The organism is Actinophytocola sp., assembly GCF_035762905.1.
Classification (GTDB): Bacteria; Actinomycetota; Actinomycetes; order Mycobacteriales; family Pseudonocardiaceae; genus DASYTH01.
In genome coordinates this window covers 72,558-95,380 of the sequence record NZ_DASUCC010000097.1, presented here as the reverse complement: position 1 = coordinate 95,380, position 22,823 = coordinate 72,558, and the positions used below count along the sequence as shown (strand labels likewise).

Sequence of the window (22,823 nt, the reverse complement as noted above, 5' to 3'; positions counted from 1 at the left end):
AGGCGGAAAAGGGAGAAGGAGAGTCGCGATGAGCGAGACTGTTCGGGTAGCCGTCGTCGGGGTCGGGAACTGTGCGGCGTCGCTCGTGCAGGGGGTGCACTACTACCGCGACGCCGACCCCGCGGCCCGTATTCCGGGTCTGATGCACGTGCGGTTCGGCGACTACCACGTCGGCGACATCGAGTTCGTCGCGGCGTTCGACGTGGATGCGAAGAAGGTCGGCCGGGACCTGTCCGAGGCGATCGTGGCCAGCGAGAACAACACGATCAAGATCTGCGATGTGCCGCCGCTCGGCGTGACCGTGCAACGCGGGCACACGCTGGACGGTCTCGGCGAGTACTACCGCGAGATGATCGACGAGTCGGACGACGAGCCGGTCGACGTGGTGGCGGCGCTGCGCGAGTCCGGGGCCCACGTGCTGGTCTCCTACCTGCCGGTGGGTTCCGATGACGCCGACAAGTTCTACGCGCAGTGCGCGCTGGACGCCGGGGTGGCGTTCGTGAACGCGCTGCCGGTGTTCATCGCCTCGGATCCGGTGTGGGCGGCCAAGTTCACCGAGGCCGGCGTGCCGATCGTCGGCGACGACATCAAGTCCCAGGTCGGCGCCACCATCACGCACCGGGTGCTTGCCAAGCTGTTCGAGGACCGCGGCGTCGAGCTGATGCGCACCTACCAGCTCAACTTCGGCGGCAACATGGACTTCATGAACATGCTGGAGCGCAAGCGGCTCCAGTCCAAGAAGATCTCCAAGACGCAGGCGGTCACCTCGCAGATCCCGCACGAGATGGAGCGCGCGTCCGTCCACATCGGACCGTCGGACCACGTGCCGTGGCTGGACGACCGGAAGTGGGCCTACGTCCGGCTGGAGGGCAAGACGTTCGGCGACGTGCCGCTGAACCTGGAGTACAAGCTGGAGGTGTGGGACTCGCCCAACTCGGCCGGTGTGATCATCGACGCGGTCCGGGCCGCGAAGATCGCCCTGGACCGCGGCATCGGCGGCCCGATCCTGTCCGCCTCCTCGTACTTCATGAAGTCCCCGCCGGAGCAGTACTCCGACACGCAGGCGCACGAGGCCGTCGAGAAGTTCATCCGGGGCGAGCTGGAGCGCTAAACCGAATCCCGGGCCACGCCGTCTAGGGGTTATGCGGACGGCGGCGACCGAGGCGGGAACCCAGGAGGGCTTCGCCGCGCTGTTCGACGAGTCGTTCGAGACGATGAAGCGGCTGGCGTTCCTGCTCGGCGCGGACGACCCGGAGAACATCGCGCAGGAGTCGTTCGTCCGGCTGCACGCCCGGTGGCACACCCTGGCCGGGCCGGACAAGGCGCTGCCCTACCTGCGCCGGATCGTGGTGAACCTGTGCCGGACCCGGCTGCGCCACCTGCGGGTGGTGCGCCGGGTGCCGGACGACCCGCCCGCGCCCGGGATCTCCGCCGAGGCCGAGGTGCTGACCCGGCTGGAGCACGGCTCGCTGCGGACCGCTCTGGCGGCGCTGTCCGAACGGCAGCGGCGGGTGCTCGTGCTGCGCTACTGGCTCGACCTCGACCACGCGGAGATCGCCGAGACGCTCGGCATCGCGGTCGGCACCGCGAAGGCGACCGTCCATCAGGCGCTGGCCCGGCTGCGCAAGGTCTGGCCGGACGAGGAGGACACGCGATGACCGAGCTGGAGCGGCGGCTGCGCACGGGGCTGGACTCGCTGGCCGCGACCGTCCCGCCGAGCGAGAACCCGTGGGCCGAGCAGCAGCGCAGGCTCGCCGCCGATCGCCGCCCGCCCCACCGGCTGTTGCTGGCCGGCGCGGCCGCTGCCGTGGTCGCCGGATCGCTGGTGCTGGTGCCCGCCCTGGTGGTGTCCCGGCCGGCCGCCCCGCCGACCCCGCCGCCCACCACCGCGCCGCCGAGCGAGGTGCCCTGGATGCGGGTGATCGCCGGGCCGTTCGCCCTCGGCCGGTACACCGCCGGGCCGGTCACCCGCGAGGTCATCACCTTCGTGAAACGCGAGCCCGGGGCGGCCGGCTGGATCAACCGGTTGTGCGTGGTTTCCACCTACGTCGGCACGGCGGAGCCGACGTCCCCGGATTCCTTCGCCGCGATCTCGCCGGACTGCGTCCTGCTGCCGACCGAATGGCCGGCCAGGCAGCCACCCGGCCTGGTGCAGACCCACACCATTCTGGACGGCGGGGTCCTCGGCGGCGGCCCGCTGCCCGGCACGCTGCTGTTCGTCACCGCGCCGCAGGTCGCGAAGCTTGAGGTGTGTGCCGGCGACGGAAGTCCCGCCACGGTCAAGGAGTTGGCCCGCACCGCCGAACTGGTGTTGTTCCAGGCCCAGTTCGCCACCAGCTACGTCGGGTTCTGCTTCACCGCGCGGGACGCCGCCGGCACGGTGCTGGACTCGGGAATCAGCTAGCCGTTCGTCGGGTGTTCACCTGGATGCCTTGTGTAGCTGGTTCATCTCTCTTAGTTTCGGGCCGTCCCCGAAACCCTGGAGGCGCACGGTGTCCCCCGCCGACCAACCCGAACGGCTGATCCCGCTGCACGTCACGCACTCGCCCGGTCGCTCCCCGATGACCTGCCGCTACCGGTGCGGCGACGCCTGCGCCCACGAGGCGCCCAACACCTCGGACAACGCCTACTTCGGCGACGTGGTGCGCAGCGTCGTCAGCCGGCGCGGCATGCTCAAGGCCGGCGCGGTGATCGCGGTCGCCGGCGCCGGTGTGACGAGTGTGGCCGGGTCCGTCGCCGCCGAGCCGACCCGGCAGCGCGGCCCGCGCGGCGTGAACTTCGCCCCGGTGCCGCCGAACCGGGAGGACCGGGTGGTCATCCCGGACGGCTACCGGCAGAACCTGGTGATCCGCTGGGGCGACCCGGTGCTGCCCGGCGCGCCCGCGTTCGACTTCGCCAACCAGACCGCGGCCGCACAGGCGAGGCAGTACGGGTTCAACAACGACTTCTGCGAGCTGGCCCCGTTGTCGCACAACCGGTTCCTCATGGTGAGCAACCACGAGTACACCACCGAGCCGATGCTGTTCGCCGGCTACGACCCGGCCAACCCGACCGAGGAGCAGGTGCGGATCGCCTGGGCCGCGCACGGCATGTCGGTCGTGGTGATCGAGCAGCAGCGCTCCGGCGAGCTGCACGCGGTGCTGGACCGGCGCTACAACCGCCGGCTCACCGCGCTGAGCCCGTTCACCGTGCGCGGGCCGGCCGCCGGCTCGGCGCTGCTGCGCACATCCGCCGACCCGGCCGGGACGACCGTGCTCGGCACGCTGAACAACTGCGCCGGCAGCCTGACCCCGTGGGGCACCATGCTCTCCGGTGAGGAGAACATCAACCAGTACTTCGCCAACGCCGGTCAGGTCGCCGACCCGGTGACCCGGGCCCGGCTGGCCCGGTACGGCTTCCCGACCGGGGCGAGCGAGCGCAAGTGGGAGCGGTTCGACCGGCGGTGGGACCTGGCCCAGGAACCCAACGAGGCCAACCGGTTCGGCTGGATCGTGGAGATCGACCCGTACGCGCCGGACGAGCCGCCGGTCAAGCACACCGCGCTCGGCCGGTTCAAGCACGAGGGCGCGGCGGTGCACGTGGCCAGGGACGGCCGGGTGGCCACCTACCTCGGCGACGACGAGCGGTTCGACTACATGTACAAGTTCGTCTCGGACGAGCGGATGCGGCGCGGGAACGGCCGGCGCGACCGCGAGCACAACAAGCGCCTGCTCGACTCCGGCACGCTCTACGTCGCGAAGTTCACCGGGGACAGCCCGCCGGCCGAGATCGACGGCACCGGCAGGCTGCCGTCCGACGGCGAGTTCGACGGCAGCGGCGAGTGGATTCCGTTGGCACACAACGACACCTCGTTCGTGCCGGGGTTCACCGCCGCCGAGGTGTACGTCTACGCCCGGCTGGCCGCCGACGCGGTGGGCGCCACCAAGATGGACCGGCCGGAGGACGTGCAGCCGCACCCGGGGACCGGGCGGATCTATGCGGCGCTGACCAACAACACCAACCGGGGCGCCGCGCCCACCCAGCCGCCCGCGGACGAGGCCAACCCGCGCAACGTCAACCGGCACGGGCACGTGCTGGAGATCGAGGAGCGGCGCGGCGACCACACCGGCACCCGGTTCGCCTGGCGGCTGCTGCTGGTCTGCGGCGACCCGGCGAGCCCGGACACCTACTTCGGCGGGTACGACAAGACCCAGGTCAGCCCGATCTCCTGTCCGGACAACGTGGCCTTCGACAGTTACGGCAACCTGTGGGTGTCCACCGACGGCAACGCGCTCGGCTCGAACGACGGGCTGTTCGCGGTTCCGCTGGAGGGGCGGGAACGCGGGCACGTCAAGCAGTTCCTCACCGTGCCGACGGCCGCGGAGACCTGCGGCCCGGTGGTCCGGGACCGGTTCGTGCTGGTGTCGGTGCAGCATCCCGGTGAGGGCGGCACGATCGAGGCGCCCACCTCGCACTGGCCGGAGGGCGGCAGCAGCCAGCCCCGGCCGGCCGTGGTGGCGGTGTTCAAACCGGGCCGGTTCGGACCCGGCCTGATCGGCGAGTAGCAAGCACGGGTCAGGTCAGCAGGCGGCGGGTCACCGCGCCCGCCGCCCGCTGCACCTCGGCCCGGTCCACGCGGGTCGGCTCGCCGGCGGCCACAACCTGCTCGCCGGCCACCCAGACGTCGCGCACCCGGCGCGATCCGGCGGCCCAGACCAGGTTGGCCACCAGTTGCTCGTCCGGCACGTCCAGGCCGCCGACGAACGCCGGGTCGTCCACGTCGACGTGCACGATGTCGGCCCAGCGACCCGGTTCCAGCACGCCGATGTCGTCCCGCCCCAACGCCTCCGCGCCGCCCCGGGTGGCCATCAGCAACGCGTCCGCCGCGCCGAGCGCCGCGGAGTCCATTGTGGACAAACGGGCGAACAGTGCGGCCAGCCGCATGTCCTCCCACAGGTCCAGGTCGTCGTTGCTGGCCGGACCGTCGGTGCCCAGTCCGACGGGCACACCGGCGGCGCGCAGGTCGAGCACCCGGGCGATGCCCGAGGCCAGCTTGGCGTTCGAGCCCGGGCAGTGCGCGACGGCCACCCCGTGCGTGGCGAACAGCTCGATGTCGGCGTCGGACAGGTGCACCGCGTGGGCGGCCAGCACCCGGCCGCCGAGCAGGCCGAGCCGGTCGAGCATGGCCGGCACCGAGCCGTACCGGCCGCGCTGTGTGGTGTCCTCGCCGGCGGACTCGGCGACGTGAATGTGCACCAGCGCGCCGCGCGAGCGGGCCGCCGCACCGACCATGGTCAGCGCCTCCGGGGGCAGCGTGTACGCCGCGTGCGGCCCGTAGCCGACCTCGATCCGCTCGCCCGGACCGCTGCGCAGCCCGTCCGCGTCGATCCAGGCATCCACCCCGGCGAGCATCTTGCGCCAGTCCCAGCCGGGCGCGTCGATGATCCCCATGGTGGCCACCAGCCGGGCGCCGGAGGCCAGCACCGCCCCGGCCAGCTCCTCGCCGTGGAAGTACATCTCGGTGCTCGTGGTGACCCCGGCGCGCAGCATCTCCACCGACCCGAGCAGCATCCCGGCGCCGATGTCGGCCGGGGTGAGCCGCGCCTCGGCCGGCCAGATCACCTCGTGCAGCCAACGCAGCAGCGGCAGGTCCCCGCCCATCCCGCGGAGCACCGTCATCGGGCTGTGCGCGTGCGCGTTCACCAGTCCCGGCAACAGGATCCCGGTGCAGTCCCGCACCGGCGCGTCGCCGGCGTCCGGCGCGTCGGCCGCCGGCCCGACGTGGGTGATGCGCCCGGTCTCGTCCACGTCCAGCACCGCGTCCCGCAGCGCCGGGCACCCGGGATCACAGGGCAGCACGACCGGAGCTCGCAAACGAAAGGCCGTCGGCATGTGCAGATCCTGCCACCCGGCGCTGAATTGTCAGCCGATCCGCTCGAACAGAAGATCCCGGATGGTCCGGCCGGCGTGCTCGCCGCGGTGTTCGAACTTGGTGGTGCTGCGCCATTCCGGACGGGGCGCCCAGCCGTCGTGCGGGTTGTGCAGCCGAGGCTCGGCCGAGCAGACGGCGAGCATCTGTTCGGCGTAGTGCTCCCAGTCGGTGGCCAGGCGCAGGATGCCGCCGGGGGCGAGCCGGTCGGCGACCAGGGCGACGAACGGGGCCTGGACCAGCCGGCGCTTGTGATGTTTGGCCTTGGGCCACGGGTCCGGAAAGAAGATCCGCACCTCGGCGAGCGAGCCGGCGGCGACGTGCTCGGACAGCAGCACCACCGCGTCGCCGCGGACCAGGCGGAGGTTGGCCAGCCCGGCCTCCTCGGCGCGCATCATCAGCTGCGCCAGCCCGGGCTGGTAGACCTCGACCGCCAGGTAGTTGACCCCGGGCGCGGCGGCGGCCAGCCGGGCGGTGGTCTCGCCCATGCCGGAGCCGATCTCCAGCACCACCGGGGCGGAGCGGCCGAACAGGGCGTCGGTGTCCAGCGGGCCGGGCGGCAGCTCGCCGAGCTCACGGCCCAGCCGGGACCAGCTGCGCTGCCAGGCCTTCGCCTGGCCCGAGGTCATCCGCCGGCCGCGGTGCACGAAGCTCACCACGGTGCGATGTGCCTGGGTCACGGACCGAATGCTATGCGGGACGCAGCGACTCCAGCCGGGCGAGGTTGGCCCGCAGGTCGGCGGGACCCTGCACCGGGATCGGCTCGGGCGTCTCGCCGGCGTGCACCGGGATCACGTCCAGCCAGCCGGTATGCCGGTGGGTGAGGAACAGCGTGGTGGGCACGCCCGGAACGGTGAGCGCCCGCTCGGACGGCATGTACTCCCAGAACCCCGAGTCGCCCTCGGCCACCCACGGCACGTACACCCAGCCCGGCCGGCTGGCCAGCAGCTTGGCCACCCGGTCCTCGACGGCGAACCCGTCCACCCGGGACCGGATCGAGCCGGCCGCGAGCGCCCGCAGCCACCAGGGCGCCGGCAGGTTCGGGTCGTAGGCGCGAGCCGCCAGATAGAACGTGAGGACCTGGTGCTCGGGCGCCCGGTGCAGCCAGGCCCCGCGGGCGTCGGCGGGTTTGGCGGCCCGCTCGCCGCCCCACTGCTCGAGGGCCTGCGCCCATTCCAGAGCGACCGTCGGTTCGACCCGAAGGTCCTCGTCGGGGCTCGTGGGTTCGCCCGTCGAGGCGGTCTGCTGGGACGGGCTGGTGTCAACCACCGGCAAAAGTCAACTCCAAGGGCAGGTTTCGCTGACCGTCACCGTCGAGTTGACCCGGTGCCCTGCAGGTCTGTCCTCGGGGTGTGGTCAAGCTCACATCCACTTAACGTAGCCTTTACCCCCGGGTCTGCTGTACAAAACACGGCCGCAAAGAATCGGACCACGTCAAGCGGCCCGGGCCACCCCCCGTCGGTGGCCCGGGCCGCTTCCCCCTGTACCTGTGGTCAGGCGTCCCGCTTGTTCGCCGTGAACAGCGCGACGAGCAGGAGGACCACGGCGATCCCGGCGAAGTAGGCCAGAGCCCACCACGGGCTGAGCACCGCGCTGGACGGCGGCGGGCCCTCCTCGAGCGGCCGGTTGGTCAGGTCCGGGTTCCCGGTCAGGAACTTGTTGGCCACGTAGAACGGCATCCACTCCTGGATGTCGTCGCCGATCTTGGGGATCAGCGAGACCAGGCTCTCCACCAGCATGACCCAGATCAGCAGCAGCGAGATGGCGCCGGCGGAGTGTCGGATGAGCGTCCCGACCGCCACCGCGATCACCGCGGCGATCGCGTAGATCAGGCTCACCCCGGCCACCGCCCGCCACTCGAAGGCGGTGTTGATGGCCAGGTCGGCCTCGGAAACGATCAGCTTGGAGATGGCCACCGAGCCGAACGCGGTGACCAGTCCGATCAGGCCGGAGACGACGGCCACCACCGTGGCTTTGGCCAGCAGCACGGCCGACCGGTTCGGAATGGCCTGGAAGGTCGCCCGGATGGTGGAGAACCGGTATTCGGTGGTGATCGCCAGCGCGGCCATCACCATCACCACGACCAGCCCGAAGTTGTAGCCGAACTGGGTGCTGGCGATGGTCACCGGGCTCTCCGAGTCGACCCCGGCGATCAGCGCGGCGAAGCCGACGGTGAGCCCGACGGCGAGCAGCGTGCACCACAGCGGCGAGCGCGTGGTGAGCAGCTTGATGCGTTCGACGGCGAGCAGTGTCATCGGTTCACTTCCCCACTGGTGACGAGATCGGGCGTGCCGGCGACGGGGGCGTCGAGCCCGGCGTGGTACTCGACGGAGTCGCCGGTGAGCTGGATGAAGGCCTCCTCGAGCGAGCCGCGCTGCGGGCTGAGCTCGTGCAGCACCGCGCCGTTGGCCGCGGCCAGCTCGCCGATCTCGGCGCATTCCAGCCCGGACACCACGAGGTGCTCGCCCTCGTCCCGGACCCGCACGCCGTCCCGGCCGAGCGCCGTGCGCAGCGTGTCCAGCTGCGGGCTGCGCACCAGCACCGAACTCTCGGTGGCGTGCGCGACGAAGTCGTCGGTGCTGCTCTGCGCGATCAGCTTGCCGCGGCCGATCACCACCAGTTCCTGGGCGGTGAGCGACATCTCGGAGAGCAGGTGGCTGGAGACGAACACGGTGCGACCCTCGTCGGCCAGCCGGTGCATGAACCGGCGGATCCACAGGATGCCCTCCGGGTCCAGTCCGTTCACCGGCTCGTCGAACAGCAGCACCTGCGGGTCGCCGAGCAGCGCGGCGGCGATCCCCAGCCGCTGCGACATGCCCAGCGAGAAGCCGCCCGCCCGGCGGCCGGCCACGTCGGTCAGGCCGACGATGTCCAGCACCTCGTCGACCCGTTTGACCGGCAGGTCGTTCGACCTGGCCAGCCAGCGCAGGTGTGCCCGGGCCGACCGGTTGGGGTGCACCCACTTGGCGTCCAGCAGCGCGCCCACCATCCGCAGCGGGTGGTGCAGCTCGCGGTAGCGCTTGCCGTCGATGCGCACCTCGCCCGCGTTCGGGGCGTCCAAGCCGAGCACCATCCGCATGGTGGTCGACTTGCCGGCGCCGTTCGGTCCGAGGAACCCGGTCACGCGTCCGGACTGGACGGTGAACGAAAGATCATCGACGGCCACCGTCCGGCCGTATCGTTTGGTGAGGCCAACTGCCTCGATCATGGTTTCTCCCTGTCGTGAGCTGACGTTGACCAATGCTGTCGGCACGCCGGGTCTGCGCACGTCCTACTGAGGTCGACACCTGCGATCAGCTTTCGGGAGTAGCGTCCATCAACCTGTGGTCTGAAGCGATCAGTGACCACCCTGAGCCGACCCTGAATTGGCCCCCTAGTCCATGCCGGGGCGGACCACACCGGTCTCGTAGGCCAGCACCACCACCTGCACCCGGTCCCGCAGGTCCAGTTTGGACAGCACCCGGCCGACGTGGGTCTTCACCGTCGCCTCGGACAGGAACAGCTTGCGGGCGATCTCGGTGTTGGACAGCCCCTGCGCGATCAGCAGCATGACCTCGCGCTCCCGGTCGGTGAGCACGTCCAGCACGGCGGCGTCGCGCAGCTGTGAGTTGCCCGACCCCAGGAACCGGTCCAGCAGCCGGCGGGTGACGCTCGGCGAGACCACCGCGTCGCCGCTGGCCACCGAGCGCAGCGCGGAGACCAGGTGGTCCGGCCGGGTGTCCTTGAGCAGGAACCCGCTTGCCCCGCTGCGCAGCGCGGACAGCGCGTACTCGTCCAGGTCGAAGGTGGTCATCACGAGCACCTTGGACAGGCCCCGCTCGGTGATCAGCCGGGTGGCCTCGACCCCGTCCAGCACCGGCATCCGCACGTCCATCAGCACCACGTCCGGGCGCAGCGCCTCGACCAGCTCGACCGCCTCCCGGCCGTTGCCCGCCTCGCCGACGACCTCCATGTCCGCCTGCGCGCCGAGCACCATCCGGAACCCGACCCGCATCAGCTCCTGGTCGTCCACCAGCACCACCCGGATCACGGCCGTCATTCAACCGGTCCCGACCGGAAGGACGACGTGTACCTGCCAGCCGCCGGCCGGACTGGGTCCGGCGCGCAGCGTGCCACCGAACACGTGCGCCCGCTCCCGCATGCCGATCAGCCCGTTGCCACCGGAGAGCCCGAGCCGGGCCCGGGCGCCGGTCATCCCGGTGTCGAGCACGTCGAGCTCCACCCGGTCGCCCACCCTGCGCACCTCCACCACGGCCGACGCGCCCGGCCCGGCGTGTCTGAGCGTGTTGGTCAGCGCCTCCTGCACGATCCGGTAGATGCCCAGGCCCACCCCGGCCGGCAGGTCGTCGATGCCGCCGACCAGCTCGAGCCGGACCGGCAGGCCGACCGCGCGGACCCGCTCGGCCAGCTCGGTCAGCGACCGGGTGCCCGGCTGCGGTGCGCGCTCCTCGCCGGACTCCTCGCTGCGCAGCACGCCGAGCAGCCGGCGCAGCTCGGTCAGCGCCTCCCGCCCGGTGGCCGAGATCGTCCGCACCGCACGTTCGGCCGCCTCGGGCTCGGAGCGCACGGTGTAGGCCGCGCCGTCGGCCTGCACCACGATCACGCTCACCGCGTGCGCGACGACGTCGTGCAGCTCGCGGGCGATCCGGGCCCGCTCCTCGGCGACGGCGATCCGGGCCTGCTGGTCCCGCTCGGTCTCCAGCAGGTGCAGCCGGGCCTCGACCTCGGCCAGGTAGGCCTTGCGGGCCCCGACAAACTCACCGAGCACCCAGCAGAACGCGTAGCAGAACAGCCCGGTAAGGGCGCTCGCGGCCAGCTCGACGCCGGAATCGGCCTGGATCGGCAGCTGGACGGCGGCGACGACAAGGTTCGCGCCGAGGTAGAGCAGCCCGGACCGGCGCCCGACGTAGGCGACCAGGGTGTAGAGCGCGATGCAGACCGTGACGAGGCTGGCCACGCCGAGCTCGAACACCGAGTGCGGGGTGCCGACGATCAGCAGCAGGTAGGCCGCGAGCACCGGGCGTCTGCGCCGCAGCACCAGCGGCAGCACGGCGATCAGGATCAGCGGGAACGCCACGCCCCACGGGTCGATGTCGCCGTTGACGGCCGGGTAGCGGGCGCCGAACAGCAGCATGTCGAACAGCGCGAGCCCGGTGGCGAGCACGCTGTCGCCGACCATCGGGTGCGCCTTCAGCCACAGACTCAACCGCCGCACCGGCCAAGCGTAGGCAGACCCGGGTACGCGCACGTCGGCCCGCGGTCTGATCCGCCGTCCGACCAGATGTTGACACGACGTGCGACGCTTGTGTCAGATCATTGATACAAACGGGGGTCTACGGGTGGACTGGGGACGCATCGTGCTCGATCCGGGCAGCGGGCTGGCGCCGTGGCGACAGGTGCACGATCAGATCCTGTGGCTGGTGCAGACCGGCCGGCTGGCGGTCGGGGCGCGGCTGCCGACGATCCGGCGGCTCGCCGGTGACCTCGGGGTCGCGCCCGGGACGGTGGCCCGCGCCTACCGGGAACTGGAGGAGGCCCGGGTACTCCGCACGGCCCGGCGCAACGGGACCGTGGTGGCCGCGCAGCCGGCGGCGCCGGACCGGCTCGAACCACTCGCCACGGCCGCCGCCGCGTATGCGGCGACGGCCAGGACGGCCGGAGCGGATGTGCACCGGGCCGTGGCCGCCGTGGTGGCGGCCTTCGACCGGGTCACGTGGTCGGGTACCGGTTCTGGTGCTCCTCGATCGGCGGGCTGACCGCCGGGTGCCGGTCGTTGTACTCGTCGCCGATCGGGTTGACCTGGTTGACCTGGTTGACCGGGGTGGTCGCCGGCGCGGCGGGCAGGTCCTGGTTCTGATTCTGGTTCGGCATGCTCTCGGCCAGCAGTTGCTCGCCCCGCATCCGGTCGCGGATGTGCGACAGGATCGACATCGTCGCCGCGTGCGCGGCGCCCAGCACCAGCAGCACCACGCCGAGCTTGATCACCACGTTCTGCACCTGGTTGCCGGTGTCGATGTCGATCGTGGAGATGAGCGCGAGCACACCGAGCACGATCAGCACGAACAGCACCGTGACCAACTGCACCATGGAGCGGGATGCCCGGGGATCGCGGTACACCTCGTTCAGGTACGACCGGCCGCTGCGATACACGATGACCGCGTCCAGCGCCACCAACGCGACGCCGAAGATCAGGAACATCACATAGCTGCTGGTGTCCACCGAACATCCTTCCGCCGGAGCCTTCGCGCACCCGGATACCCACAACGAACTCCGGCGAACCGCCCGGTCATGGCACGATCTGGGGCGAGAGCGGAAGGGGATGCGGCGTGACCACGGCGACCGAGCAGCAACACGTTGCCGGACCGCTGTCCGCCGCCGTGGCGCACCTCTGCCACCGGTTGCAGCCGCAGGTCTCGGCGCGCACCGCGGCCGGGTTCCGCGAGGTGCTGCGCCGGCTGTCCGCGCCGTTGCAGGTCGCCGTCGCCGGCCGGATCAAGTCCGGCAAGTCGACGCTGGTGAACGCGCTGATCGGGCGCCGGGTCGCGCCGACAGACGTGGGCGAGTGCACCCGGCTGGTCACCCGGTTCCAGTACGGCACGGTGGACCGGGTCGAGGTGGTGTTCACCGACGGCCGCAAGCAGGTGCTCCCGTTCGACGCGGGCGGGGTGATCCCGAACGATCTCGAGGTCGACTTCGATCAGGTCTCGCACCTGGAGGCGTACCTGACCAACGCCGTGCTGCGGGATCTCACGGTCATCGACACCCCCGGCCTCGGTTCGCTGGACGCGGCCTCGGTGCGCCGCACCGAGCAGCTGCTCGGCGCCGCCCGGCACCGCAAGGAAGACGCGGAGGACTCCGCCGACACCGACGACGGTCCCACCGGTGACGACGATCTTGACCAGACCTCGCGCAGCGCCGTGGCCGGCGCCGAAGCCGTGCTGTACGTGGTCACCCAGGGCGTGCGGGCCGACGACCAGCAGGCGCTGGCGGCGTTCACCGCGGCCACGGCCAGCCGCGAAGCCGGCCCGGTCAACGCGATCGCGGTGCTGAACAAGGCCGACACGATCGCGCCGGAGTCGGTGGCCGGCTCGGACGGCGACGTCTGGAAGGCCGCCACGATGCTGGCCGAGAAGCAGGCGCAGAGCCTCAAGCCGCGGGTGGCCGACGTGATCCCGGTGATCGGTCTGCTGGCCGAGTCGGCCGAGTCCGGCGGGTTCACCTCCGCCGACGCCGACGCGCTGCGCCAACTGTCCCAACTGGACGATGCGACCTGGGAGACCATGGTGCTCTCCGCGGACATCTTCACCACCTGGGAGTGCGAGGTGCCGGCCGGCACCCGGGTGCGACTGCTGGAGAAGCTGGACCTGTACGGCATCCGCACCGCGGTGGACGCGCTGCGGGCCCAGCCGGACCTGACCGCGGGGGCGCTGCGCAGGCGGCTGCTGGACGCGTCCGGCCTTGCCCTGGTGCGCGGCCGGCTGGACGCGGTGTTCCGGGCGAGGGCCGACGGGATCAAGGCCGCGGCGGCGCTCGCCTCGGTGACCGCGCTGGCGCACGCCTCCGGTGACCCGGGCGAGCGGCAGCGGGTGCACGACGCGATCGAGGTGCTGCTGGCCAAGCCGGAGGCGCACCAGCTGCGCCTGCTCGAGGCGCTCACCCTGGTCACCTCCGGTGCGGTGGCGATGCCGGAGGACCTGGCCGAGGAGGTGCTCCGGGTGGGCAGCCACGCCGACGTCGGCGAGCAGCTCGGCATGCGCGGCCGGCCGCAGCGGGAGCTGGCGGCGTTCGCGCTGGAGCGGGCCGGCTGGTGGCGCTCGTTCGCCTCGTTCGGCGCGACACCCGCGCAAAGCCGGGTCGCCCACGTGGTGCACCGCGCATACTTCCTGATCTGGCAGCAGCTTCGGGCAGAGTGAGAGGACGGGGGTGAGCCGGGTGCCTTCCTGGTTCAAGCGGGTCCGGCCGGAGGACGACTCGGCCGAGTCGACGATCGAGGTGAAGGCGAGCGTGATCGCCGAGGCGGCGCGGTCCGGCACGGACGGCGCCTCGTCGGTCATCGCGGCCGACGGGGTGATCGCCGGCGCGGACTTCGACGCCGGGCTGACCGCCGAGGCGGCCGACCTTGCCGACGGCGTCGACGACGACGTGGTCAACCAGGCGCTCGCGGAACGCAAGTCGTTGGTGCACCTGTGCATGTACGCGCTGGACCGGGCGCGCAGCTCCGGGGTGGCCGAGCGGATCGAGGAGGGTTTGGCCGCGGTCGGGGTCACCGCGCTGCGCCCGGACGGCCAGCGGTTCGACCCGGCCCAGCACGAGGCCGGCGGCACGGTGGCCACCGAGGACGAGGCGCTCAACGGCGTGGTGGCGGAGACCGAGGTGGTCGGCTTCGCCGACCGCGGTCACATGCTCCGGGCGCCGGTGGTGACGGTCTACAACCGGATGGCGCCGTGACGTCTGCTGCTGCCCCCACTCAACTCTCCCTGCCCAAGCAGGTCGCCCAGGCGCGCGAGAAGCTGCTCGGGCTGATCGGGGAGTCCGACCCGGACGCGGCCCGCTGGGTGGAGGAGATCCGGGCGCGGCGCAAGAAGAACCCGTCGGTCGTGGTGGTCGGCGAGACCAACCGTGGGAAGAGCTCGCTGGTCAACGCGCTGCTCGGACAGCCGGGACTGTCCCCTGTGGACGCCGAGGTGGCCACCGCCACCTACCTGGTGTTCGGCCACGCCGAGCGTTGGGAGGCCCGGGCCTGCTATCCCGGCCAGCTCGCCCCGGTCCCGATCGACCTGACCGAGCTGATCAGCTGGGTGTCCGCGGCGCACGAGCTGCCGGCCGGCGAGCTGCCGCCGCGCTACGTCGAGGTGGACGGCCCGGTCGAACTGCTCAGCAAGCTGTCCATTGTAGACACTCCGGGGGTCGGCGGGCTTGAGTCGGTGCACGGCGAGCTGGCCAGGGAGGCGGCGTCGTCGGCCACCGCGTTGCTGTTCGTGGTGGACGCGTCCGCCCCGTTCACCGTCGGTGAGCTGAACTTCCTCGCCGGCGTCGGGGAACGGGTGGAGACGGTGCTGTTCGCACTGTCCAAAGTAGACCAGTACCGCGGCTGGCGGCAGGTGCTCGACGCGAACGTGGCGCTGCTCGCCGAGCACGCCCCACGGTTCGCCGGGGCCCGGTTCCATCCGGTCTCGGCCCGGATGTGGGAACTGGCCGGCAAGGCGCCCAACCCGGACGCGGCCGCCATGCTGCGCGAGCGCTCCGGCGTCGACGAACTGCGCACCGCCATGCAGGACCTGCTGGTCGGCCGGTCGATCATGCTGTCCGAGGCGAACACGCTGCGGGCCCTGTCGACCGCCCTCGGTGCGCTGCGGGTCCGGCTGGAGGCCGAGCGGCGGGCGCTGTCCACCGGTGAGGCCGAGGCGGAGGCGCTGCGGACGCGCAAGGACGAGCTGACCGCGGACCGCCGCTCGTCCACCAAGGGTTGGCAGGTCAAGCTGCGCAGCGAGGTGCAGCGCACCCGGGTGGAGAACAACCACGAGGTCAGCCGGCAGATGCGGGACGTGCAGTCGTGGTTTCGGCAGGCCATCGACGCGGCCGGCAAGGACCAGCTGCGCGAGTTGCCCGGCCAGGTGGACATCGCGCTGCAGATGGTGTCCGCGCGGATCAGCGGGAGCGTGGGCAACCGGCTCAACCAGGTGACCGAGGTGGTGCTCGGCGAGCTGTTCCAGCCCGACGAGCTTGAGGTGATCCGGGCCCAGTTCGCCCGGGCCGGCTCGTCGCCGATCGTGCTGCGCCCCGCGGACAAGCGCCCACCGACCGCCGAGGACAAGCTGCTGGTGTTCATGGGCGTCACCGGCGGGTTCGGGGCCGGCAAGATGGCGCTGCTGCCGCTGGCCGGGGCGATCGCGGCGCCGATCCTGCTCGTCCCGACGATCGTGATCGGGCTCGGCGCCGGCTGGTGGATCTCCAAGACCCGCCGGCACACCGCGGACAAGCAGCACATGAAGCAGTGGCTGACCGAGTCGATCGCCGACGCCCGGTCCACCCTGGACCAGCTGGTGGCCGAGCAGCTGATCGAGGCGGAGTCGCAACTCTCGCTCGCCCTCGATGAGGCGCTCGGCCGGCGGATCGCCGGGATCGAGGACGAGCTGCGCGCGGTGGACAAGGCGTTGCGACTTGACGCGAACGAGCGGTCCAAGCGACTTGCTGTGGTAAACAAGCGCCTGACCGAGGTCGGCTCCGGGCGCGAGCGCGCCGAGCAGCTACTGGCCAGCATCCGTTCCGTTCGGGACAGGTCCTGACCCCGGGCGGGAACCGGACGGGCCCACGGTCAGTCATACCAGCCGACGAGAGCCTAAGGACCGATTGGGGGTTCCACCCGTGTACGTCGACGAGCACGGTGACGACACCACGACCACCACCGAGACCGACACCGGCAACGACGAGCTGACCGTCGAGGTGGACGGGGAGACCTACGAGGTCGAGGAGAACGAGGACCTCGACCGGGACGGCCACAACGACACCGCCGTGGTGGAGACCGAGGACGGCTACATCGCCTTCGCCGACACCGACGGCGACGGCACCGCCGATGTCGCGGTCGAGTTCGACCAGGAGGGCAAGGTCGTCGGCGGCGCCGAGTACGACGAGGCCAGCGGCGAGTGGGTCGAGGAGGACGTGGACAAGCTGCCGACGCCCAGCGGTGACGGCGCCGACGAGGGTGGCGAGCGCCGCGACTCGGACAGCGACTCCGACTCCGACAGCGACCGGGACACCGACTCCGACTCGGACAGCGAGTCGATCAGCGTGGCCACCCCGAACGGCGAGTTCGACGCCGGCGCGGCCGAGTACGACTCCGACAACGACGGCGAGAACGACACCGCGATCGTCACCGACGAGGAGGGCAACACCTACGCCTTCACCGACACCGATGGCGACGGCGACGCCGACCAGGCGATCGTGATCGAGGCCGACGGCGACGTGACCGTGGCCCAGAACACCGGCGGCGACAACTGGGAGGTCGTCGAGGAGGGCCACCTGAACCCGGACGGCAGCTTTGAGCCCGGGTCGGGTTCGGGCGGTGCCGAATCCCCCGGCTCCGACTCGGTGTGGGCCGAAGCGAAGTAATCCTCACCACATTTCCGTAATCGGATCCCGGCGCGTTGTGCAGGCGCCGGGATCCTGTGTTATTGGGCACTTGCGACATCTGAGTGCTGAATCGATTCCCAGATCGGTCTTGTGAGGGAGAAGACACGGCAGGTGTCGGTTAGCTGCGCATATGCGGGTTAACCTCTGTCCATCACCTAGCGGCTGGACCCGCTCGCGAATACCGGGCGGGCTCTTTGCCATTCGGTTTACGAGGACGCTGGAGTCCGGGAGGACGACGGCGTCCTTGATGACTTTTGCGCTACGTCTAGGAGACGAGGCAGATGACGGCAGTGGCAATTCCGGGATTGGACCAGGCACCGACGACCCATGCCCGGCTGCTGTCCTGGGTTCAGGAAGTGGCCGAGCTGACCGCGCCGGACCAGGTGGTCTGGTGTGACGGTTCGGACGCCGAGTGGGATCGCCTCACCACCAAGCTGGTCGAGGCGGGCACCCTGACCAGGCTGGCGAAGAAGCCCAACTCGTTCTTGGCGGCCTCCGACCCCGGCGACGTCGCCAGAGTCGAGGAGCGCACCTTCATCTGCTCGAAGAACCCCGCCGACGCCGGTCCGACGAACAACTGGATGCAGCCGGACGAGATGAAGGCGATCATGACCGAGCTCTACCGAGGCTCGATGCGTGGTCGCACGATGTACGTGATCCCGTTCTGCATGGGACCGCTGTCCGCGGAGCAGCCGATGCTCGGCGTGGAGATCACCGACTCCGAGTACGTCGTGGTCTCGATGCACATCATGACCAGGATGGGCGACAAGGCCCTGGCCCAGTTCTTCGACGAGCGCGGCGAGGAGCGGGAGTTCGTGCCGGCGCTGCACTCGCTCGGCGCACCGCTGGACGCCGACGAGGCGGACGTGCCGTGGCCGTGCAACGAGATCAAGTACATCACCCACTTCCCCGAGGAGCGGATGATCTGGAGCTACGGCTCCGGCTACGGCGGCAACGCCCTGCTCGGCAAGAAGTGCTACTCGCTGCGGATCGCCTCGGTGATCGGCCGGGACCACGGCTGGCTGGCCGAGCACATGCTGATCCTCAAGTTGATCTCGCCGGAGAACAAGGTCTACTACATCGCCGCGGCCTTCCCGAGCGCGTGCGGCAAGACCAACCTGGCCATGCTGGAGCCGACCATCCCCGGCTGGCGGGTCGAGACGCTCGGCGACGACATCGCCTGGATGCGGTTCGGCGATGACGGCCGGCTCTACGCGGTCAACCCGGAGTACGGCTTCTTCGGCGTCGCCCCGGGTACCGACTGGCACACCAACCCGAACGCGATGCGCACCATCGCCAAGGGCAACTCGCTGTTCACCAACGTCGCGCTGACCGACGACGGGGACATCTGGTGGGAGGGCATGGGCGACCCGCCCGCGCACCTGACCTCGTGGAAGCAGCGGGACTGGACGCCGGAGAGCGACGAGCCCAGCTCGCACCCGAACTCGCGGTACTGCACGCCGATGGCGCAGTGCCCGATCCTGGCGCCGGAGTGGGACGACCCGAAGGGCGTGCCGATCTCGGCGATCTTCTTCGGCGGCCGCCGGGCCACCACCATCCCGCTGGTCGCCGAGTCCCGGGACTGGCAGCACGGCACGTTCATGGGCGCCACGCTGTCCTCGGAGACCACGGCCGCGGCCAAGGGCAAGGTCGGCGTGGTCCGCCGGGACCCGATGGCCATGCTGCCGTTCATCGGCTACCACGCCGGGGACTACTTCCGGCACTGGATCGCGATGGGCAAGAAGGCCGACGCGGCCAAGCTGCCGAAGATCTTCTACGTGAACTGGTTCCGGCGCGGCGAGGACAAGCGCTTCCTGTGGCCGGGCTTCGGGGAGAACTCCCGGGTGCTGAAGTGGGCCATCGAGCGGATCGAGGGCAAGGCCGCCGCGACCGAGACCGCGGTCGGCTGGGTGCCCACCGCCGACGATCTCGACCTGTCCGGTTTGGACGCTCCGCGGGCGGACATCGAGGCGGCCCTCGCGGTCGACGTCGACGAGTGGCGCGAGGAGCTGCCGCTGATCGAGGAGTGGTTCGACAAGATCGGCGACCGGCTGCCGACCACGCTCCGCGATGAGCTGGATGCGCTCAGGACACGCCTGGCGACGGACGCCGAAAGCGAATGAAATTGCGGTAAGCGGGGTATCCACAGGTTGTGGACGTCACTGTGCACAGCCTGTGGAGCCGCCCGTCACCGGATCGAGACCGGCTCGAAACTCGGTTGCCCACAAGGAGAAGCAACGCGCACCCTTCTTGGTACGTCCTATCAGTGATGTCAGTCACGAGGGACGAAGGAGGTGTGCCATGATCGCCGGTTTGGCAATGCTGGTGCTGGGTCTGGGTGGTGTGCTGATGGTGGCCGTTCGCCCCTCGCCGAGGAGCTGACTACTCGGGGTGTCCGCTCGGGCCGTAGGTTGGGGCCTATGGCGCAGGACGTGAGCAGGTTCGGGGCGGTGTCGCTGGACGAGCTGCCCGATGATCTCCGGGACCGGATCGCGGTGATCGCCGAGAAGTCCGGCTTCGTTCCCAACGTCTTCCTCGCCCTCGGGCACCGCCCGGCGGAGCTGCGGGCGTTCTGCGACTACCACGATGCCGTGATGGAGCGGGAAACCGGGCTCACCAAGGCCGAGCGGGAACTGGTGGTGGTGGCCACCTCCGGGGCGAACCACTGCACGTACTGCGTGGTGGCGCACGGGGCGATCCTGCGCATCCGAGCCCGGGATCCGTACCTGTCCGACCGGGTGGCCACCAATCCCTGGTCGGCCGAGCTGAGCCGGCGCGAGCGGGCGATCGTCGACCTGGCGCTGGCCCTCGCGGTCGACCCCGGCGCGTTCACCGGTGAGGACATCGACGCGGCCCGCGACGCCGGGCTGACCGACGAGGAGATCTGGGACGTTGGCGCGGTGACCGCGCTGTTCGCCCTGTCCAACCGGATGGCACACCTGATGGCGTTGCGCCCCAACGAGGAGTTCCACCTCATGGGCCGGCTGCCTAGAGATTGAGCCGCCAGGTCTCGCCGGTCAGGTCTCGGCCCCAGAGGCGCTGGGGTTCCTCTTTGACGATCCGGAAGCCGGCCCGCTGGTAGATGTGGCGGGCGGCGGCGAGGACGTCCACGGTGAACAGCTCCATGGCCCGGTAGCCGGCCGCGCGGGCGAACGCCAGGCACTCGTCGACCAGTCGCGAGCCGACGCCGTTGCCGCGGGCGGCCGGTTCCACCAGCAGCAGCCGCAGCTTGGCCGTGATCTCGTCCTGGCGCACGCAGAACACCGAGCCGGCCGGCTCGCCCTGCACCTCGGCGATCCACGCGGCCTGCGCCCGTGGGTCGGTGTCGGCCAGGTAGTCGGCGATCACCTGCGCCGTCAGCCCCTCGAACGTGGCGTCGAAGCCGTACTCCCGGCCGTAGAGCGCGCCGTGCCGGTACACCACCCAGCCGTAGTCGCCGGGCCGGGGCGGGCGCAGCACCACCGTGTCCGGCCGGGGCGTGCGGTCCAGCCTGGTTCGGATCGTGCCCATGGCGCGCACCAGTTGGTCCTGGTCGTCCTCGGCCAAGCCGTCGAGCAACTCGCCGACCTGGCTGTTGGACCGGGCGTCGAGGCGGGCGAACACGTCCCGGCCGACCGGGGTCAGCGCGACCACCTGCGTTCGGGCGTCCCGGTCGGACCGGGTGCGCACGATCAGCCCGCCGGCCTCGAACTTGGTCAGCAGCCGGCTGAGGTAGCCGGCGTCCAGCCCGAGCGCGCGGCGCAGGGTGGGTACCTCGGTGGTGCCGGGCAGGGACAGCTCGAACAGCACCCGCACCTCGGTCAGCGAGTAGGGCGAGTTCAGCAGGCTCTCGTCGAGCACCCCGATGACCCGGGTGTACATCCGGTTGAACTCGCGCACGGCCGCGACGCGCTCGGCGGGAACGTCTGCGTTCATTGCTCATCACAACCAATTCGTTGACTGAGTCAACGTTATCGGGTGAGCGCGTCCAGCGCCAGGGCCGCCGCCCCGATCAGCCCGGCACCCCGGCCGAGCGTTGCCGGCTCCACCCGCAGGGTGTCCAGAAAGGACAGCCGGGCATGCTCGGCCAGCGTCTCCCGGATCGGGTCGAACAGCAGGTCGCCGACCAGCGCCACCCCGCCGCCGACCACCGCGAGATCCAGGTCGCAGGTCACCGCGGTGGCGATCACCGCGAGGCCGACCGCCCACCCGCAGCGCCGAAACGCCGTCCGCGGGATCGTGTCGCCGGCCCGCGCCGCCGCAGCCAGGTGCGCGGCGTCGGCATGGTCGGGCGCCTGCCAGCCCTGCATCCGGGCCCAGCGCACCAGGTGCGGTCCACTCGCGACGGTCTCCACGCAGCCCTTCCCGCCGCAGCTGCACGGCCAGCCGTCCGCGCTCTCCACCACGATGTGCCCGACGTGCCCGGCGTTGCCGCTCCGGCCGTCCATCGGCCGGCCGCCCAGCACCAGCCCGCCGCCGACCCCGGTCGACACCACCATGCCGAGCATCGCTTCGCTGCCCCGCCCGGCGCCCACCCAGTGCTCGCCGAGCGCCATGCACAACCCGTCGCCGGCCAGCGCCACCGGGCGGTCCGGCAGCAGCGCGGCCACCCGGTCGCGCAGCGGGAAATCGCGCCAGCTCGGGATGTTGATCGGGCTCACCCGGCCGGCGCGCACGTCGAGCGGACCCGGCGAGGCGATCCCGGCCGCGTCGACCGGCACCTCGCTCGCGGCCAGCACCTGTTCGACGGCCGCCCGCACCGCGCCGAACGTCGTCTCCGGATGGTCGGTCGGGGTCGGCCGGTCGATCCCGGACAGCACCTGGCCGGTCTCGTCGACCACCCCCGCCGCGATCTTCGTGCCACCCACGTCTACCGCGAGTACGGTCCGGCTGGTCCGCCTCTCCAATCCGCCTCTCCGGGATTTTACTGCTGTTGTTGCGTTCCAGCCGGTGGTGCGGTTGGCGGGTTGATTGTGGCTGGGTTGCGTCACGGTGCCCCTGGGGTTGCGTTGGTTGGGCCGAGACTCGTCTCAATGGTCCACTGTGCACGGCCTAGTGTCGGTGGGTGTTGTCGGGCTGGCTGGGATCGCCGGGATGTTCGTAGCCCGGGGCCAGCCGGACCAGCTCGGCGGTGCGGCCGTCCAGCCAGGCGGTGAACGCCCGGCGCCGGCCGGCGGCCAGCAGCTCGGCCTCGGCCGCCGCCAACGGGCGCGCGCCGGCCGGCCGGACCGCCTCGATGCGCAGCACGTGCCAGCCGAGGGGGTCGCGGACCGGCCCGACCACGGTGCCCACCGCCGCGCCGAACACCGCCGTCTCGACCGGGCCGACCAGCTCACCCCGGCGCAGCGTGCGCACCGGCCGGTCGGCAAGCGCAGGGTCGGCGTCCGGCTCGGCCAGCACCGCGTGCCGCACCAGCCGGCACTCCGGCTCGGCGAACCGCTCCGGGTTGGCCGCGTGGTAGGCCGCGACCCGCTCCGGCGGCACCCGCACCGCGGCGGTGATGGCCGCGAACAGCGCCCTGGCCAGCGGCTGGCGCTCCAGCAGGGCGGCCGCCACGCTGCCAAGCTCCAGCAGCGCCGCCCGGTCCGGGGCGAGCGTGGCCAGGTCCGGCGCACCGGCCGCGGTCACCCCGCTGGCCCGCGCCTGCCCCGCAACCACCCGCTCGGCCGCGATCAGCTGCACCAGCCAACGTCGCAGCTGCCGACCCTCGCTACTGCCCGGCACCGGCAGCGCCGAACGATGCGGCCCGGACCGGATCGCCCGCTCCCGCTCGTCCACAACGGACAGCTCAATCGGGACCCCGGCA

The 22,823-nt window shown here is 71.3% G+C and carries 22 protein-coding genes; 11 read left to right on the top strand and 11 right to left on the bottom strand.

Annotation, left to right across the window (positions count from 1 at the left end):
• Positions 1-28: 28 nt before the first annotated feature.
• The 4 genes from VFV67_RS20700 to VFV67_RS20685 all read left to right on the top strand — a co-directional run bounded on the left by VFV67_RS20700 (position 29) and on the right by VFV67_RS20685 (position 4,544).
• A complete protein-coding gene (locus VFV67_RS20700) occupies positions 29-1,111 on the top strand; it encodes an inositol-3-phosphate synthase (protein WP_326472230.1) in 1,083 nt (360 codons plus the stop codon).
• 31 nt (positions 1,112-1,142) lie between these two features.
• Positions 1,143-1,658 carry an RNA polymerase sigma factor gene (locus VFV67_RS20695; RefSeq protein WP_326472229.1) on the top strand — a complete coding sequence of 172 codons (516 nt, stop codon included), beginning with the start codon at positions 1,143-1,145 and terminating at the stop codon, positions 1,656-1,658.
• The gene (locus VFV67_RS20690; protein WP_326472228.1) at positions 1,655-2,404 is read left to right on the top strand and encodes a hypothetical protein; all 750 of its coding nucleotides are present in this window, start codon (positions 1,655-1,657) and stop codon (positions 2,402-2,404) included. The genes VFV67_RS20695 and VFV67_RS20690 overlap by 4 nt, the downstream gene beginning before the upstream one ends.
• A 157-nt stretch (positions 2,405-2,561) precedes the next feature.
• Positions 2,562-4,544: a PhoX family phosphatase gene (locus VFV67_RS20685; RefSeq protein WP_326472453.1), complete on the top strand. Its 1,983-nt coding sequence runs from the start codon at positions 2,562-2,564 to the stop codon at positions 4,542-4,544.
• A 10-nt stretch (positions 4,545-4,554) separates the two neighbouring features.
• Here VFV67_RS20685 and VFV67_RS20680 read toward each other — a convergent pair whose 3' ends face one another.
• From VFV67_RS20680 to VFV67_RS20650, 7 genes are all read right to left on the bottom strand, one after another.
• Positions 4,555-5,871: an amidohydrolase gene (locus VFV67_RS20680; RefSeq protein ID WP_326472227.1), complete on the bottom strand. Its 1,317-nt coding sequence runs from the start codon at positions 5,869-5,871 to the stop codon at positions 4,555-4,557.
• 30 nt (positions 5,872-5,901) lie between these two features.
• Positions 5,902-6,537, bottom strand: coding sequence for a tRNA (guanosine(46)-N7)-methyltransferase TrmB (gene trmB / locus VFV67_RS20675; RefSeq protein ID WP_326472452.1), 636 nt, complete (start codon positions 6,535-6,537; stop codon positions 5,902-5,904).
• Positions 6,538-6,598: 61 nt separating this feature from the next.
• The gene (locus VFV67_RS20670; protein ID WP_326472226.1) at positions 6,599-7,177 is read right to left on the bottom strand and encodes a hypothetical protein; all 579 of its coding nucleotides are present in this window, start codon (positions 7,175-7,177) and stop codon (positions 6,599-6,601) included.
• A gap of 224 nt (positions 7,178-7,401) precedes the next feature.
• A complete protein-coding gene (locus tag VFV67_RS20665; protein WP_326472225.1) occupies positions 7,402-8,163 on the bottom strand; it encodes an ABC transporter permease in 762 nt (253 codons plus the stop codon).
• The gene (locus tag VFV67_RS20660; protein ID WP_326472224.1) at positions 8,160-9,116 is read right to left on the bottom strand and encodes an ABC transporter ATP-binding protein; all 957 of its coding nucleotides are present in this window, start codon (positions 9,114-9,116) and stop codon (positions 8,160-8,162) included. The genes VFV67_RS20665 and VFV67_RS20660 overlap by 4 nt, the downstream gene beginning before the upstream one ends.
• Before the next feature lie 165 nt (positions 9,117-9,281).
• Positions 9,282-9,938: a response regulator transcription factor gene (locus VFV67_RS20655; RefSeq protein ID WP_326472451.1), complete on the bottom strand. Its 657-nt coding sequence runs from the start codon at positions 9,936-9,938 to the stop codon at positions 9,282-9,284.
• Positions 9,939-9,947: 9 nt separating this feature from the next.
• On the bottom strand, positions 9,948-11,123 hold the full coding sequence (locus VFV67_RS20650) for a sensor histidine kinase (RefSeq protein ID WP_422652949.1): 1,176 nt from the start codon (positions 11,121-11,123) through the stop codon (positions 9,948-9,950).
• Positions 11,124-11,247: 124 nt separating this feature from the next.
• Here VFV67_RS20650 and VFV67_RS20645 point away from each other — a divergent pair, with 124 nt between their 5' ends.
• Positions 11,248-11,664: a GntR family transcriptional regulator gene (locus VFV67_RS20645; RefSeq protein ID WP_326472223.1), complete on the top strand. Its 417-nt coding sequence runs from the start codon at positions 11,248-11,250 to the stop codon at positions 11,662-11,664.
• Here VFV67_RS20645 and VFV67_RS20640 read toward each other — a convergent pair.
• Complete coding sequence (locus VFV67_RS20640; protein WP_326472222.1) at positions 11,618-12,127, bottom strand: hypothetical protein; 510 nt, start codon at positions 12,125-12,127, stop codon at positions 11,618-11,620. The two genes, VFV67_RS20645 and VFV67_RS20640, sit on opposite strands and share 47 nt — an antisense overlap.
• Before the next feature lie 107 nt (positions 12,128-12,234).
• Between VFV67_RS20640 and VFV67_RS20635 the strand changes: the two genes are divergently transcribed.
• The 6 genes from VFV67_RS20635 (at position 12,235) to VFV67_RS20610 (ending at position 20,037) form a co-directional block, all read left to right on the top strand.
• Positions 12,235-13,821 carry a dynamin family protein gene (locus VFV67_RS20635; RefSeq protein ID WP_326472221.1) on the top strand — a complete coding sequence of 529 codons (1,587 nt, stop codon included), beginning with the start codon at positions 12,235-12,237 and terminating at the stop codon, positions 13,819-13,821.
• A 19-nt stretch (positions 13,822-13,840) separates the two neighbouring features.
• Positions 13,841-14,356, top strand: coding sequence for a nucleotide exchange factor GrpE (locus VFV67_RS20630; protein WP_414636305.1), 516 nt, complete (start codon positions 13,841-13,843; stop codon positions 14,354-14,356).
• Entirely contained in the window at positions 14,353-16,194 is a 1,842-nt protein-coding gene (locus VFV67_RS20625) for a dynamin family protein (RefSeq protein WP_326472219.1), read from the top strand. Before VFV67_RS20630 ends, VFV67_RS20625 begins: the two co-directional genes overlap by 4 nt.
• A gap of 79 nt (positions 16,195-16,273) precedes the next feature.
• Complete coding sequence (locus tag VFV67_RS20620) at positions 16,274-17,017, top strand: hypothetical protein (protein ID WP_326472218.1); 744 nt, start codon at positions 16,274-16,276, stop codon at positions 17,015-17,017.
• A gap of 302 nt (positions 17,018-17,319) precedes the next feature.
• A complete protein-coding gene (locus VFV67_RS20615; RefSeq protein WP_326472217.1) occupies positions 17,320-19,161 on the top strand; it encodes a phosphoenolpyruvate carboxykinase (GTP) in 1,842 nt (613 codons plus the stop codon).
• Between the two features lie 297 nt (positions 19,162-19,458).
• Complete coding sequence (locus VFV67_RS20610; RefSeq protein WP_326472216.1) at positions 19,459-20,037, top strand: peroxidase-related enzyme; 579 nt, start codon at positions 19,459-19,461, stop codon at positions 20,035-20,037.
• On the opposite strand, the gene VFV67_RS20605 is transcribed toward VFV67_RS20610, so the two are convergent.
• The 3 genes from VFV67_RS20605 to VFV67_RS20595 all read right to left on the bottom strand — a co-directional run bounded on the left by VFV67_RS20605 (position 20,027) and on the right by VFV67_RS20595 (position 22,795).
• Positions 20,027-20,953 (bottom strand): helix-turn-helix domain-containing GNAT family N-acetyltransferase, encoded by a 927-nt coding sequence (locus VFV67_RS20605; RefSeq protein ID WP_326472215.1) that lies wholly within the window; start codon positions 20,951-20,953, stop codon positions 20,027-20,029. The genes VFV67_RS20610 and VFV67_RS20605 overlap by 11 nt on opposite strands.
• 35 nt (positions 20,954-20,988) lie before the next feature.
• The gene (locus VFV67_RS20600) at positions 20,989-21,885 is read right to left on the bottom strand and encodes an ROK family protein (protein ID WP_326472214.1); all 897 of its coding nucleotides are present in this window, start codon (positions 21,883-21,885) and stop codon (positions 20,989-20,991) included.
• Positions 21,886-22,069: 184 nt separating this feature from the next.
• Positions 22,070-22,795, bottom strand: coding sequence for a peptidylprolyl isomerase (locus tag VFV67_RS20595; protein WP_326472213.1), 726 nt, complete (start codon positions 22,793-22,795; stop codon positions 22,070-22,072).
• Positions 22,796-22,823: the final 28 nt, after the last annotated feature.

Bases quoted from the DNA above. Each gene is read 5' to 3' on its own strand.
- VFV67_RS20700 (WP_326472230.1), top strand. From the start codon at position 29: ATGAGCGAGACTGTTCGGGTAGCCGTCGTCGGGGTCGGGAACTGTGCG.
- VFV67_RS20695 (WP_326472229.1), top strand. From the start codon at position 1,143: ATGCGGACGGCGGCGACCGAGGCGGGAACCCAGGAGGGCTTCGCCGCG.
- VFV67_RS20690 (WP_326472228.1), top strand. From the start codon at position 1,655: ATGACCGAGCTGGAGCGGCGGCTGCGCACGGGGCTGGACTCGCTGGCC.
- VFV67_RS20685 (WP_326472453.1), top strand. From the start codon at position 2,562: ATGACCTGCCGCTACCGGTGCGGCGACGCCTGCGCCCACGAGGCGCCC.
- VFV67_RS20680 (WP_326472227.1), bottom strand. From the start codon at position 5,871: ATGCCGACGGCCTTTCGTTTGCGAGCTCCGGTCGTGCTGCCCTGTGAT.
- trmB (WP_326472452.1), bottom strand. From the start codon at position 6,537: ATGACCTCGGGCCAGGCGAAGGCCTGGCAGCGCAGCTGGTCCCGGCTG.
- VFV67_RS20665 (WP_326472225.1), bottom strand. From the start codon at position 8,163: ATGACACTGCTCGCCGTCGAACGCATCAAGCTGCTCACCACGCGCTCG.
- VFV67_RS20660 (WP_326472224.1), bottom strand. From the start codon at position 9,116: ATGATCGAGGCAGTTGGCCTCACCAAACGATACGGCCGGACGGTGGCC.
- VFV67_RS20615 (WP_326472217.1), top strand. From the start codon at position 17,320: ATGACGGCAGTGGCAATTCCGGGATTGGACCAGGCACCGACGACCCAT.
- VFV67_RS20610 (WP_326472216.1), top strand. From the start codon at position 19,459: ATGGCGCAGGACGTGAGCAGGTTCGGGGCGGTGTCGCTGGACGAGCTG.
- VFV67_RS20605 (WP_326472215.1), bottom strand. From the start codon at position 20,953: ATGAACGCAGACGTTCCCGCCGAGCGCGTCGCGGCCGTGCGCGAGTTC.